Annotated in this window: 15 protein-coding genes; all 15 read left to right on the forward strand. The window is 40.1% G+C overall.

Going from position 1 to position 14,779, the window contains the following annotated elements; all coding sequences use genetic code 11:
- Positions 1 to 5 precede the first annotated feature (5 nt).
- The 15 genes from NXG61_RS10740 (at position 6) to sdhA (ending at position 14,776) form a co-directional block, all read left to right on the forward strand.
- A complete protein-coding gene (locus NXG61_RS10740; protein ID WP_307224759.1) occupies positions 6 to 2,273 on the forward strand; it encodes a DNA topoisomerase 3 in 2,268 nt (755 codons plus the stop codon).
- Between the two features lie 101 nt (positions 2,274 to 2,374).
- Positions 2,375 to 3,721, forward strand: a complete 1,347-nt coding sequence (locus NXG61_RS10745; protein WP_196603928.1) for a hemolysin family protein — start codon at positions 2,375 to 2,377, stop codon at positions 3,719 to 3,721.
- Positions 3,722 to 3,883: 162 nt separating this feature from the next.
- The gene (pfkA, locus tag NXG61_RS10750) at positions 3,884 to 4,846 is read left to right on the forward strand and encodes a 6-phosphofructokinase (protein WP_196603927.1); all 963 of its coding nucleotides are present in this window, start codon (positions 3,884 to 3,886) and stop codon (positions 4,844 to 4,846) included.
- 194 nt (positions 4,847 to 5,040) lie between these two features.
- Complete coding sequence (locus tag NXG61_RS10755; protein WP_196603926.1) at positions 5,041 to 5,448, forward strand: acyl-CoA thioesterase; 408 nt, start codon at positions 5,041 to 5,043, stop codon at positions 5,446 to 5,448.
- A gap of 31 nt (positions 5,449 to 5,479) precedes the next feature.
- A complete protein-coding gene (gene murI, locus NXG61_RS10760; protein WP_307224756.1) occupies positions 5,480 to 6,289 on the forward strand; it encodes a glutamate racemase in 810 nt (269 codons plus the stop codon).
- 16 nt (positions 6,290 to 6,305) lie between these two features.
- The gene (locus NXG61_RS10765) at positions 6,306 to 6,842 is read left to right on the forward strand and encodes a hypothetical protein (protein ID WP_307224753.1); all 537 of its coding nucleotides are present in this window, start codon (positions 6,306 to 6,308) and stop codon (positions 6,840 to 6,842) included.
- Between the two features lie 23 nt (positions 6,843 to 6,865).
- Positions 6,866 to 7,519 carry a coenzyme F420-0:L-glutamate ligase gene (locus NXG61_RS10770; protein WP_196603923.1) on the forward strand — a complete coding sequence of 218 codons (654 nt, stop codon included), beginning with the start codon at positions 6,866 to 6,868 and terminating at the stop codon, positions 7,517 to 7,519.
- 125 nt (positions 7,520 to 7,644) lie between these two features.
- A complete protein-coding gene (locus NXG61_RS10775) occupies positions 7,645 to 8,775 on the forward strand; it encodes a metallophosphoesterase (protein WP_432748920.1) in 1,131 nt (376 codons plus the stop codon).
- Between the two features lie 53 nt (positions 8,776 to 8,828).
- Positions 8,829 to 9,575, forward strand: a complete 747-nt coding sequence (gene rph, locus NXG61_RS10780) for a ribonuclease PH (RefSeq protein WP_196603921.1) — start codon at positions 8,829 to 8,831, stop codon at positions 9,573 to 9,575.
- A 2-nt stretch (positions 9,576 to 9,577) separates the two neighbouring features.
- Positions 9,578 to 10,174, forward strand: a complete 597-nt coding sequence (rdgB, locus tag NXG61_RS10785) for an RdgB/HAM1 family non-canonical purine NTP pyrophosphatase (protein ID WP_432748921.1) — start codon at positions 9,578 to 9,580, stop codon at positions 10,172 to 10,174.
- Positions 10,171 to 10,653: a metallophosphoesterase family protein gene (locus NXG61_RS10790; protein ID WP_196603919.1), complete on the forward strand. Its 483-nt coding sequence runs from the start codon at positions 10,171 to 10,173 to the stop codon at positions 10,651 to 10,653. Before rdgB ends, NXG61_RS10790 begins: the two co-directional genes overlap by 4 nt.
- 171 nt (positions 10,654 to 10,824) lie before the next feature.
- Positions 10,825 to 11,667 (forward strand): fumarate hydratase, encoded by an 843-nt coding sequence (locus NXG61_RS10795; protein WP_196603918.1) that lies wholly within the window; start codon positions 10,825 to 10,827, stop codon positions 11,665 to 11,667.
- A 23-nt stretch (positions 11,668 to 11,690) separates the two neighbouring features.
- Complete coding sequence (locus tag NXG61_RS10800; protein ID WP_196603917.1) at positions 11,691 to 12,248, forward strand: Fe-S-containing hydro-lyase; 558 nt, start codon at positions 11,691 to 11,693, stop codon at positions 12,246 to 12,248.
- A gap of 115 nt (positions 12,249 to 12,363) precedes the next feature.
- Positions 12,364 to 12,984, forward strand: a complete 621-nt coding sequence (locus NXG61_RS10805; RefSeq protein ID WP_196603916.1) for a succinate dehydrogenase — start codon at positions 12,364 to 12,366, stop codon at positions 12,982 to 12,984.
- A gap of 34 nt (positions 12,985 to 13,018) precedes the next feature.
- Complete coding sequence (gene sdhA, locus NXG61_RS10810) at positions 13,019 to 14,776, forward strand: succinate dehydrogenase flavoprotein subunit (RefSeq protein WP_196603915.1); 1,758 nt, start codon at positions 13,019 to 13,021, stop codon at positions 14,774 to 14,776.
- The last annotated feature ends 3 nt before the right edge of the window (positions 14,777 to 14,779 follow it).

Below are 14,779 nucleotides of genomic sequence, written 5' to 3' on the forward strand. Positions count from 1 at the left end.
AATATTTGCGTTTATATATAGCGGAAAAACCCAGTATGGGCAATGAAATCGCTAAGTGCCTCAAGGGGCCGATGAAAAAGCACGATGGTTATCTGGAAACGATGGATGGGATCGTAACATGGGCTTTTGGACATATTTTGCGTCAGGCCGAGCCTGATGAGTATGATGCAAAATATAAAATATGGAAGGCACAGGATCTGCCGATAATTCCTGAAAAATGGCAGGTGCTTATCACTGCTTCAAGTAAAAAACAGTTTAACATAATACGGTCACTTATCGGAAAAGCTGACGAAATAGTTCATGCAGGAGATCCGGACCGCGAGGGGCAGCTGCTTATTGATGAGATATTGGATTATGTCGGCAACAAAAAACCAGTTAAACGTATATTACTGAATGCTCTGGATGAAAAAAGCATAAAGAAGGCCAATGATTCGCTTTGTGACAATAAACAATTTTTGCCGTTAAAAAAATCAGCTTTGGCCAGAGCCAGAGCTGATTGGCTGATTGGGATGAATCTTTCGCGGGCTTATACATTGGCTGCTAGAAGAGCAGGGCACAGAAGATTAGTTCTGCCGGTAGGCCGCGTGAAAACACCAACACTTGCTTTGACAGTCCGCAGAGAAAGAGAATTGTCAGCTTTTAAACCAGTGGATTATTATACGATAAAAGCACAGTTTGAACATCAAAATGGGGAATTTTTCTGCATTTGGAAGGCTAAAGATACGCAGAATGGTCTTGACAATGAAGGTCGTTTGGTTGATGAACAAATTGCGAGAGAATTGTTAAAAATTTTTGATAAAGCTGATAAACCGGGACAGATAAGTTCATATAACACAGCAGAGAAAAAAGAGGTGCAGTGCCTGCCGTTTTCTCTCTCGGCGCTGCAGGTCCTGGCGGGAAGACATTTTGGTTATGAACCTCAGCAAGTTCTTGATACAGCACAGAAACTTTATGAAAAAAAAATGACTACATATCCGCGTTCGGATTGTGAGTATTTGCCTATCAGCCAGTTTGCCGATGCCAAGATCATATTGAATAATCTAAAGATATGCGGAGAAAAGCAGCTGGGAAAATGGGCAGATGGGGCAGATTCAAAGATAAAAAGCAAAGCGTGGAATGATAAAAAGATTTCCGCTCATCATGCTATAATACCCACGCAGACTAAGGTGAATTTCTCTACATTGAGTGAAGTGGAAAAAAATATTTATTTTTTAATAGCTCAATGCTATATAGCTCAGTTTTACCCTGTGCATATTTATGATCAAATAAAACTGATTCTTATGTTTGCAAATGAAAAATTTCAGGCAACGGGACGTACGGAAAAGCAGTATGGATGGAAAATGCTCTATATTACTGAAAACAAACTTGCAGAAGAAGAAAAAGATGATGAAAAAAATACTATTCCTTTAATGTGCAAGGGAGATGCGGCGACATATCTAAACGCGTCACTCGAAAAAAAAGCTACCAAACCTCCGTTACGGTTTACACCGTCAACATTGCTTGCGGGGATGAAGGAGATACACAAATATGTAAAGGATGCAGCAGTAAAAAAGAAACTGCGGGCTATATATGGCATAGGTACAGAAGCAACACGGGCCTCTATAATAGATGATTTGATAAAGCGGGGCTTTTTGTCAGCACAAGGGAAAAAGAAGTATCTGCAGCCTACTCAAAGTGCCTATATGCTTGTGGATGCACTTCCTGACGAATTGCTCTATCCTGACTTTACCGCAGTTTGGGAAGAATATTTGAATGACCTTTCTAATGGAAAAGGAACACTGGAAGATTTTTTGACCAAGCAGGAAAGTTTTACAACATTGCTTTGCAATAAAGCGTATGATGCTGCTATGCCTGTCGAGGGAGAGCATATATGCCCGCGATGTAAAAAAGGAGTGCTGGTAAAACGCAATGGGAAAAATGGCTGCTTTTGGGGATGCTCAAATTATCCCCGTTGCCGCATGACATGCAATGATAAAAACGGTGTTCCCGATTTTAAAGTGACCAATGAGAAAAAACAGGAATACGATAGAACGGAAATCAGTAAGAATATATCTGCAGGTATGATTTCGGCAAGGGATCTGATTATGCGCGAGAAAAAAAGTCACAGTGAACAGGTATACAGCCAAAAGAACAGTTACTTGTGCACATATTGCAAGGAAGGACAACTAAAGCGAATAAAAGGAAAAAACGGTTATTTTTGGGGATGCTCAAATTATCCGCATTGTACTGCCAATTTTGCCGATGATAATGGCAAACCAAATTTGACCGATTAATCTTAGCAGGCAGGATTTTTGGCATTTTGTTTTGAATTAATAATAAAGGATATATATTAGCATATAGGCTTGGAGGTGAACCCCGTGCACGCGGGTACTTATTGGATATTTTTTCTGTTTTCCTAAAATTTTTGCTGGTCTGTTTTTTAGTATTTATGAATGGTTTTTTTGTCGCTGCCGAATTTGCTATAGTGAAAATCAGAACTACAAAATTGGATATATTGATCCAGCGGGGAAATAAACGGGCACGATATGCGAAAATGCTTACGGATCATATGGATGCATCGCTTTCGGTCACTCAGCTGGGGATAACCTTAGCATCTCTTGGTTTGGGCTGGATCGGTGAACCTGCTGTTTCCGCTTTTCTGGAACCTTTGATGAGAATGCTGGACATAAATCCGCCGCTTGGACATTCTATTTCACTTGTGGTCGGGTTTCTTATTATTACGGCGCTTCACATTGTTTTGGGAGAACTGGCACCTAAATCTATGGCTATACAAAGGGTGGAACCCGTGGTGTTGGGAATAGCTCTGCCAATGTTGATTTTTCATAAAGTCATGTATCCGGCTGTATGGTTTTTAAATCATGTGGCTAATTGGGTCATACGGCATTTGGGATTTGAACCGGCTGCCGAGGAAGATGTTGCCCATACGGAAGATGAGATTCGTATTTTGATGGAAGAAAGTCACAGGCATGGCTACATTGACAAAACCGAATTGACATTTGTGGATAATGTATTTGATTTTGCAGACAGGAATGTACGGGAAATTATGATACCGCGCACGGATATGGTATGTCTTTATCTTGAAGATTCATCAGATGTAAATATAAAAACAGCACTGGAACAGCATTTGACTCGTTATCCTATTTGTCGGGATGATAAGGATAATATAGTTGGTTTTCTGCATATAAAGGATTTATTGCGATCTCTTTATATAGGCAAGAAGCCAGAGCTTTTGTCATTTATAAGGCCTGTTCCGTTTGTTCCTGAAACTATGCCCATCAGCAATCTGCTGCATACAATGCAGCAGCATAGAGTGCAATTAGCCATTGTTGTAGACGAATATGGCGGAACGGCAGGAATGGTTACAATAGAGGATATAATAGAAGAAATTGTCGGCGAAATACAGGATGAATTTGATGAAGAAAGACCATTTATTGAAAAAAAAGGAACACGTCTTTATTCAATAGACGGACGAATGCTCCTGAATGAACTGGACGATATACTGCAAGTGAAAATTGATGCGGAAAATATTGATACTGTTGGCGGATGGTTAGCTACCAGGGTAGATACACCGCCTCGTGTAGGACAGAAAACAACTTTTGGGATTAATGCTTTTTTTGTTGAAGAAGTGGAAAATATTCGTATTACGCGCATTCTTGTAAAGATCGGTGCTGAATTGAGCGAGGAACCTGATGAGATAAAAATTCAACAGGAAAGGATATGAGACAACGAAAAGATTGCTTTTTGTAAAAGGGCTTTACTTTTTGTCTGTAATTATCTAGAATATATAGAGTCCTTTTTAATGAAGTAATTTTCATTAGAAGGGTATCAGTATGTTTTATTATTGTGTTGCGGCTTTATCAATTATTAATGGGAGAGTGGGAAAATGTTAAAATCCATTGCGGTATTGACCAGCGGCGGAGACAGCCCGGGGATGAATGCAGCTACCAGAGCGGTTGTGCGTACTGCTGCTTTTGAGGGAGTTAAGGTCTGGGGCATTTATAATGGATATCAGGGGATGATCGACGATGAAATCCATGAGCTGACATCTCGCAGCGTAAGTGATGTGATACAACGCGGCGGTACTTTCCTTGGTACGGCACGAAGTGATGAATTCAGAACAGAGGCTGGCCGTAAAAAAGCACTGGAAAATTTGAAGAGTCATGGTATTGAAGGTCTGGTCATAATTGGCGGTGATGGAAGTCTCACGGGCGGATCACTTTTAAGCAAACTGGGGGGAATGCCTATTGTTGGTCTGCCGGGAACAATCGACAATGATGTATGGGGCACTGATTATACCATCGGAGCTGATACAGCAGTCAATACTATCCTTGATGCTATAAATAAGCTTCGCGATACAGCGTCATCACACCGCAGGATAATCGTCATAGAAGTAATGGGACGCAAATCAGGCTGGCTCGCTATGATGTCGGGAATAGCCGGCGGCGCGGAATACATATTGGTACCGGAGGCAAAATTTGATCTTGATCAGATTTGTCGAGAATTGAAAGAATCATATACTGACGGGCGCCGCTATAGTATAATTGTTGTTGCTGAAGGAGCCGGGAATGGAATTGAAATTGGCAAACAGATCGGCGCGAAAACAGGAATTGATACACGTGTATCAGTTCTGGGCCATATTCAAAGGGGCGGCTCACCTAGTGTGGAAGATAGATTAAAAGCCAGCATCCTTGGAGAACGTGCAGCTCTTGCCGTTATTTCCGGTGTTTCCAATGTAGTGTTTGGTTTTAATTCCGGTAAGGTTGTCAGTATAGATTTGTTCGATTCAGTAAATAATACTAAAACACTTGATCCGGAACTTGTTCGTCTGGCACGCGTTTTAGCCTGAGTTTGTGAAAAAGCCGGTATGACTTTGTCATATCGGCTTTTCAATATTAAATAATGAAATTTCTTTATTTTTTACATACTATGTGATATATTGAAACATGCCGCTTTGTTGTAGTTTATATATTTTGGTGCCTAATGTCCTTGGGCAATAATATCTCATGTATATACCTCTGACGATGTGGGGGAGGAATAAGAATGGTAACGGCAATAACTCATCGGGTCAATTTTTTTGATACGGATGCTATGGCAGTTGTGCATCATGCCAACTATATAAAATGGTTTGAAATAGGTCGGGTCGATTTTTTGCGCAAGGCAGGCATAACATTGACAGAAATGATGAATGATGGATATGTGTTTCCCATAACTAATGTAAGTGCACAGTACATATCATCAGGACAGTATGATGATGTACTGCTTATCAGGACGACACCTGTTGCGCTCACTAAAGCGAAAATGGAATTTAGCTATGAAATATTTCGCGACGATACGGATGCTCTTTTGGTGAAAGGGTATACGCAGAATGTTTTTACACATAAAGACAGCGGGAAAATTACCCGTTTGCCGGATAAATACTATATTAAATTACAGCAGGCATTGAAGTAATATTTACACTACATGTTAGGGAGAGGATTAAATGCGAGCTTGCGCACCAATTGGCGTTTTTGATTCCGGTTCGGGAGGTTTGACTGTTGCAAGGCAGCTGCACAAGATTTTGCCCGGGGAAAACATCATCTATGTTGGTGATATGAAACGTATGCCTTACGGACCTCGTAAACCGGAAGAAATAATAAAATTTATGGATCAGTTTTTACATTTTTTCGCATCTAAAAATGTAAAGATGGCTGTTTTTGCCTGCAATACAATGACTTCATGGGGATATGAAAAGGCCGTCGGCAGAACAATTTTTCCGTTAGTACCTATGAGTACGGCAGTATCAGAAGCGGCAGCTGTATCTCCGCATAAAAAAATTGGTGTCATAGCTACCGAGGCCACCGTAAAAAAAGGATTCCATGCAGATATGGCGGCAAAGATCGATAAAAACATAGAAGTATATGCTGTTGCCTGTCCGGATTTTGTGACATTGATCGAAAGCGGGCATATTGAAGATGCGGTTCTTGAAAATGCGGCAAGATCATATATGCTGAAATTTAAAGAGAAAAGCATTGAATCCCTTATTCTTGGCTGTACGCATTATCCTATAATAAGTGATATTTTAAAGAAATATCTTGATACTGATGTCAGTCTGATCAATCCTGCTCTAAGCACTGTTAAAAAGACTGAGCAAATATTGCGGGATGGACAGATGTTAAATTCGGCAAGAACTGAGGGGAAAATGGAATTTTTCTTTTCTTCAGCTCCTGAGCATGCTGCACATATGGTGAAAATTGTTATGGGGTTGGAAAATCCATTCATCAATAATATAGATTTAAGTGAATTCAACTGATTATGGAGGCAAATTGATGCAAGTTTTAGGCATAATATTAATAGCGCTAATAATTGTAATAATCCTGGTTTATTTGAAATGGCGGCAAATTGGTGATGCTGATATACAATTTTGTATTGAGAAGCATACACCTTTTATTGTTGAAGAGAATGAAAAAAGCCGCGTTGTTTTTTCTGCGGAGTTTGAAATAGTGAATGCTGGGAAACAATGTGCCACGATAATGGATTGCTTTGTGCGTTCGCAATTACCGTATGAGCAATTTGATGGCATTGAAGTCAGAGGGAAAGTCCAATTGGCAGGTGTACCGCGTGAGGACGATTACTTTGAGGCTGTACTTATTCAAAAATTTGAAAAAATAAACCTGACAGTAAAAATTGAACTTATTGACAGGAATCGCGGAGATATACGAAATACACTGCGCCATATGGTTGATGTACCCGTAGACATCATTTATCAGCATACAGCACGTCATGAGGCGGCTTTATCCAAAAAACGTCTTGTGTTGTCTGCAAAAAAAATAGCATCTTTATTGGATTTAGAACTTATCGACTGATATAACAGTGGAGGATTGATACAATGAGTGAAGTGCAAATAATTTCGGTTCCGACAAGGATATTGACGGAACAAGATGATATTATAAACGTTATAGAAAAGTACACTAAGGGAAAAATAACGGATAATGATGTTATTTCTGTGGCGGAAAGTGTTGTTGCTATAACACAAGGTCGATTTATAAGACCTGAGGACTTGAAAATATCTAAAACAGCTCTTTTCTGCTGTCGTTTTATACCTGATTACGGCAGTCTGGCCAGTCCCCATGGTATGCAGTCTCTTATGGATGTGGAAGGAAAGTGGCGGGTCGCATTTGCTTTATTTTTTGGCTTCATTGCAAAACTTTTCGGACAGGGCGGCTGGTTTTATAAATGGGGCGGAGAACAGGCAGCGCTGATTGATGATGTTACAGGAACGATGCCGCCTTTTGATAAATGTATAGTTTACGGGCCTGAAAAACCAAATGAAGTTGTAGAAAAGTTAAAAAAAAGGCTGGGCTGTTTTGGCGCAGTCATTGCTGATGTGAATGATCTGAAGCGATCGCGCATTGTAGGAGTGACAGACGGGGTGGACGGCAGCAAGGTTGCCAGCCTGCTGCTTGATAATCCATTTGGCAATGCTTCGCAAAAAACACCTATAGTTATAATAAAAAACTTTAAACAATATCAGGCTGATTGAAAAAAGCGCCGTGGCAGAAGAAAATTTTGTCCGGTGCTTTTCTTTCGACATTAGTGACTTTTGTGTTATAATAAATTGTTATTTGTACTATTATTGCGGTAAGTTTTGAAATTAGGGTGATAAAGATGTTTATGATTTTTTTGACCTGTGTGTTTGCGGTGCTTATTATTTTTTCAGTTTTATCTGCCAGACTGATCAGACAGCTTTATCCTCGTATTGGTCGAAATAATATATATTTTAGAGTTTTACTTTTTAATATTTTTTTATTGGCTGCATTATTTTGCAGTAAATTCATACCGGGAGAATCAACTGTAATATCTGTTTTTCAGCAGTTTTTTATAATTGTTTTTGTGACTGAGATATTTTTTTCTGCTTTTGCATTGATTGTGAATTGTATTATTAAAATATATTATATAATCACGGATGCTTCTGTTGACCTTTCCAGACGTAATTTTTTAATGAAATCGGCATTGGTTCCTATAGAGGGAATGGTGTTATATGGAAGTCTCATAGAAAAAAATGATGTGGTGTTGAATAAATATGATATTAAGGTACATAATGCAGGAGCGTGGAAAGACATAAAAATAGCACAGCTGACAGATGTTCATATCGGGAGTTATTTTTCCATTGACAAACTGAGAGTTACGATGGATCGCTTAGCTGCCCTAAACCCGGATATTTTGGCAGTTACAGGCGATATTTTTGACGATGATAAGATAAATGCAGAAGCCATTGCTCTTATCGGGCAATATTGCGGCAAATTCAGATATGGTATTTATTATTGCTGGGGCAATCATGAATATATGAGAAATATGACCGCTATCAAGAAAAATTTAGCGAAGACGGATATACATGTTTTGACAAATGAAAGTATCATTATCAATAGAGGTGATGATAAGCTTTCTGTTATTGGTGTTGACTATCCGCAGGATCGTGAGCGTTTTGCCATGCTTGGAGAAACCTATATGAAAAACGCGTTGAACGGTGTACCGTCCGATTCGGTAAAAATTCTTCTGGCACATCATTCTGATTTTATTGATAATGCGTTTGCCAATCATATAGATCTGGCTCTTACGGGACATACACACGGTGGACAGCTTGGAATATTCGGGCATCCTCTTTTTCCGGGATTTAAATATGTCCGGGGAATGTTTATTCAAGATAGCTGTTACGGCTATGTAAGTACAGGTGCGGGCAGCTGGTTTCCTTTTAGGATAGGCTGCCCGCCGGAAATAACAATATTTACTCTTGTTTAAACACACAGCATGATGGATCAGTGCTAATGTTTTTAAATAATAGGGGGTTCTTTATGAAAAGAATTGATGGACGAAGCGAAAATGAACTTCGCTATGTAAAAATCACGCGGCATTATTTAAAAAATCCAGCAGGTTCTGTTTTAATAGAAACAGGCGATACAAAGGTGATTTGTTCGGCCACAATAGCTCAGCAAGTACCGAAATTTCTTAAAGGGACAGGAACCGGCTGGCTTTCCGCCGAATATTCGCTGCTTCCTGGATCGACACAGACTCGGGCGGCCAGAGAAGCTGCCCGCGGCAGAATGAGCGGCAGAACACAGGAAATACAGCGTCTTATCGGCAGATGCCTGCGCAGCATAATGGATTTGAAGGCCTTGGGTGAAAAAAATATAATTATTGATTGTGATGTCATTCAGGCTGACGGAGGAACACGTACCGCAGCGATTACAGGATCCTTTATTGCACTTGTTGACGCGATGGAAAGTATTTACGACACACACAGCATATTTCCTGTAAAAGATTTTTTGGCTGCAACCAGTGTAGGAATAATAAATGAAAATGATGCAGTTTTAGATCTCTGCTATGAGGAAGATAGTCGTGCAGTGGTCGATATGAATGTAGTTATGACAGGCAGAGGCGATTTTGTTGAAATACAGGGAACAGGAGAAGAACATCCCTTTTCCAGGCGGCAGCTTGACGCACTGCTGCAGAAGGCTGAAATCGGTATCAATGAACTGATCTCATATCAAAAAAATATTTTAGGGAATCATCTTGGATGGAGGATAGGCAGAGAGCCGTAAAAATGAAGACAATTATTATTGCAACAAAAAATAAAGGGAAAATAAGAGAAATGGCAGAAGAATTCGCAGAGCTGCCGGTGATTATAAGAGCACTTGACGAATTTGGCGAATTACCCGACGCAGTAGAAAGCGGGCATACTTTTGCGGAAAATGCACGTATAAAGGCGGCCTTTTATTCCAGATTGACAGGTCAGGCATGTCTTGCCGATGATTCTGGTCTGGAAATAGATATTCTTGACAAACGACCGGGTATATATTCGGCCAGATTCGCAGGTGATAATGCGAGTGACGGTGATAATAATAAAAAAATGATCAGTGAGATGAAAAAAGCAGGGGTTGATTCATCAAATGCCCGTTATAAATGCGTTCTGGCATTTTTTGATATAAACGGAAGAATATTACAGGCAGAGGGTGAATGTGAAGGAAAAATAAAATTGTCACCAAAGGGCAGTAATGGTTTTGGCTATGATCCGTATTTTTATATCCGCGGAGGCAAAAAAAGCATGGCGGAAATATCTGCCTTGGAAAAAAATGAAATAAGCCATAGGGGTAAAGCAGTAAAAAGAATGAAAATATTACTCGCTGAATATTTGGCATGATAGCGGGGGTCATCAGTGACAGCCATGGTAATACGATGGCTGTAAAAAAAGCAATTGAAAAAGCTCCTTTTGTAGACATATGGCTGCATGCGGGAGACTATGTGCAAGACGCCGCATATTTGGAGAAAATGGTCACTGTTCCCGTTATAAAAGTGGCTGGCAACGGTGACTGGAATAATACAGCTATTCCTGAAGATAAATTTTTTGTGCTGGAGAACAAAAAAATTTGGCTCACACATGGACACAAATATCAGGTTAAATGGGGAATTGATTATCTGAGTGAATTGGCAGGGAGAAACCGTGCAGATATAGTTATCTTTGGACACAGCCACGTTTATTGTGAAAAATATGAAAAAAACAGATTATTTTTAAATCCCGGAAGTATTTCTTTGCCTCGTGACGGAAAAGAAGGCAGCTTTGCAATTTTAGAACTTTATGGGGATAAAAATTTATTCCAAGTAAACAGGTATACAATATGATAATATTTAATATTTATCACTGATGAGCCGCAGCATAAATATTGTAAAATGAAAAATGAATCAGTTTCACCTTTTTAAATCTGTAAATACTTGCTGTTAAAGGCTTGAAAGCATTTTAAAAATGTGATAACATTTATTTCATTGGGGACATTATATTCTAGGAGGGTTTATATGCGTACTATACAGGTAGAACAAATTACACAAGAAGTTGCACAGATGTGTAAAGAAGCTGCTTACTATTTGCCTGAAGATGTTTATGAAGCATTAAAGAAAGGCAGAGAAACTGAAGAATCTCCAGTAGGCCGGGATGTTCTTGATCAGATCATCAAGAATTCTGAAATTGCCAGATCTGAAGATCGGCCTATTTGTCAGGATACAGGAATGACCATTGTTTTTGTTGAAATAGGTCAGGATCTTCACATTGAAGGCGGCAGTCTCAATGACGCTATCAATGCTGGAGTGGCCAAGGGATATACGGAAGGTTTTTTGAGAAAATCGGTAGTTGCTGAACCACTGTTTGATAGAAAGAATACCCAAAACAATACTCCGGCTATTATTTATACCGAAGTGGTGCCGGGCGATAAACTGAAAATTGAAATAGAACCTAAGGGTTTTGGCAGTGAAAATAAATCAGGTATAAAGATGCTTGTTCCGGCAGACGGTGTTGAAGGCGTTAAGAAGGCTGTCATGGAAATTATACTGCATGCAAGCTGTAATCCTTGTCCGCCCATGGTCATAGGCGTTGGAATCGGCGGCACAATGGATAAGGCCGCTTATTATTCAAAACGGGCTTTACTGCGCCCCTTAACTGTCCGCAATGCTCATCCTCAGTATGCTGCACTTGAAGAAGAGCTTTTGGAAATGGTTAATAAAACTGGTATTGGTCCTCAGCTTGGCGGTACGACATCTGCATTAGCTGTCAATATTGAATGGGGTCCTACCCATATAGCAGGGCTGCCGGTTGCCGTGACTATCTGTTGTCACGCTACACGTCACAGTAAACGTGTATTATAATAATTAGGGGAGGAAAGTTAATAATGGCTGAAAAAATTCGTATTACTACACCTTTAACGGAAGAAAAGTCCCGCAAGCTTAAAGCTGGCGACAGTGTTTTGATAAGCGGGGTTATTTATAGTGCGCGTGATGCAGCTCACAAGGTCATGACAGAAGCTTTGGCAAGAGGAGAAAAACTTCCTATAGATTGGCATGATCAAATTGTTTATTATCTTGGTCCTACACCGGCAAAACCCGGAGATCCCATTGGCTCCTGCGGACCGACAACAGCGGGGCGTATGGATGCGTATACACCGACGATGCTTGAACAAGGCATTAAAGGAATGATTGGCAAGGGCTCCCGCACACCTGAAGTTATAGAATCAATGAAAAAGAATGGCACTACATATTTTGCTGCTGTCGGCGGAGCTGCTGCATTTATCGCGAAATCTGTGAAAAAGTATGAAGTGATCGCGTATCCGGAACTTGGTCCGGAAGCTCTGGCTGCACTGACTGTTGAGGATTTCCCTGCTATTGTTGTTATTGACTCAGAGGGAAATAATTTCTACGAAATAGGTCAAAAACCTTATCGTAAACTTTAATTTTAGAGATTCGGAAAGCTCCGATAACAAGCCGTGTATATTCTTTAACTTAGTTTGTTACGAAGTTTCCTTATTTTAATTTTCCCGAGTTGGGATTAACAATAGGAGGGTTATAATGTTCCATGTAACATTTTACATTCGTCGCCTGCATTCCATTTGCGGGATCGTTCCAATGGGATTATTCTTGTTAGAACATGTTTTAACCAATGCAGAGGCTCTTGGAGGCCCGGCAGCTTTTAACGAGGCTATTGGCAAAATTGCTTTGATACCGCATGACATTATGCTTGTAATCGAAATTTTTGGTCTTGCTATTCCATTTCTTTTCCATATGATCTATGGATTATATATTGCTCTGCAGGCAAAAAACAATCCGTCACAATATGGCTACACTCGGAACTGGCAGTTTGCACTTCAAAGATGGACGGCTATCTTTCTTTTTGTTTTCTTAATTATCCACGTTGTTGATCTGCGCATTTTCACAAAAGGCGGAGGCACCCCGATTTCATATGCTCTACTTGATCAAATGTTTAATAATATGGGATGGTTTATTCTTTATCTTGCTGGCATGATTGCTGCTATATTCCATTTTTGCAATGGTGTTACCACTTTATGCATGACATGGGGCATAGCTAAAGGGCCGCGCATTCAGACATTCATTGGCAGAGTAATGATGCTTGTATGTGTTTTGTTATCTCTTGTTACCATTGCATTCATGGCAGCATATAAAATGCATTGATTAGTTTTTTATTAAAAATAAGGAGAGAAGCTACGTGAGTAAAAAGAATATAATTGTTGTCGGCGGCGGATTATCAGGTCTTATGGCAGCTATTAAAATTTGCGAAGCAGGCGGCGAATTGAAATTATTTTCGTATTGTCCTGTAAAACGTTCGCATTCCTTGTGTGCACAGGGCGGTATCAATGCCTGCATGAACACTAAGGGTCAAAACGATACAACTTGGGAACATTTTGATGATACCGTATACGGCGGTGATTTTTTAGCTGATCAGACCGCTGTAAAAGGTATGTGTGAAACTGCTCCTAAACTTATAAAGATGTTTGATCGCATGGGTGTTCCATTTACGCGTACGGCTGAAGGTGTTCTTGATCTTCGTAATTTTGGCGGACAGAAGAACAAACGTACCGTATTTGCTGGCTCAACAACAGGCCAACAGCTTCTTTATGCACTTGATGAACAAGTTCGTAAATGGGAAGTTAAAGGTAAAGTTAAGAAATATGAATTCTGGGAATTTATTAAAATTATAAAGAATGACAAAAATGTATGCCGCGGTATTGTTGCACAGAATATGAATTCAATGGAAATTGAAGCTTTTTCTGCCGATGCGGTTATACTGGCTACAGGTGGTCCTGGTGTCATATTTGGCCGCTGCACAGCATCTACTATCTGCAACGGTTCTGCAGTATCGGCTGTTTACCAGCAGGGTGCTGAAATAGGCAACAGTGAGTTTATTCAGATACATCCTACAGCAATCCCCGGGTCTGATAAAAATCGTCTTATGTCAGAAGCATGCCGTGGTGAAGGCGGTCGTGTATGGACATATAAAGACGGCAAACCGTGGTATTTTCTTGAAACAATGTATCCTGCATATGGCAATCTTGTGCCGCGTGATATTGCAGCCCGTGCCATTTATGATGTCTGTGTGAATCAGGGGCTGGGTATTAACGGTGAAAACAGAGTATATTTGGATTTGTCTCATATACCGGCGGAATATCTTGAGCGTAAATTAGGCGGTATTCTGGAAATGTATTCGGAATTTGTTGGAGATGATCCTCGCAAAGTTCCTATGCAGATCTATCCGTCAGTTCATTATTCGATGGGTGGCATATGGGTAGATACAAAGCATAATACAAACATTCCTGCACTTCTTGCTTCAGGCGAATGTGATTATCAGTATCATGGAGCAAATCGTCTTGGTGCCAATTCGCTGCTTTCAGCTGCTTACTCCGGTACTATTTCGGGTCCCGAAGCTATCCGTTGGTCCGAAAGTGATGAAATAGGCGATGAACTCACTGATGTACAGCTTGCCGCAGCTAAACAGGCATGTGTTGATGATTTTGAAAGTATTATTAGTATGAATGGTATAGAAAATGCTCATGAGTTGCATCATGAATTGGGCGATTTGATGAATAAATATTGTACGATTGTTCGTGTTAATAAAGAACTTGATTATTGCATGGATGAATTGAAAAAGATACTTGCCCGCTGGAATGATATAGGTGTGAGTGATAAGGGGCATTGGGCTAATCAGGAAGCTATGTTTGTTCGTCAGCTGCGTAATATGATCCTTTATGCTATGGTTATCTGCAAAGCTGCACGTATGCGTGATGAAAGCCGTGGTGCTCATTATAAGCCTGAGTTCCCGGATCGTAATGATGAAAAATTCCTCAAAACTACCATCGCTTCCTACAATACGGAAACGCATGAGCCAGAAATCTCCTACAGAGATTTTGACCACTCTTTAATAAAACCGCGTCCGCGTCGTTATGATGTTGCAAAGGGAGGTAAATAATAA

Source organism: Pectinatus haikarae (assembly GCF_050916305.1).
GTDB classification, from domain to species: Bacteria; Bacillota; Negativicutes; order Selenomonadales; family Selenomonadaceae; genus Pectinatus; species Pectinatus haikarae.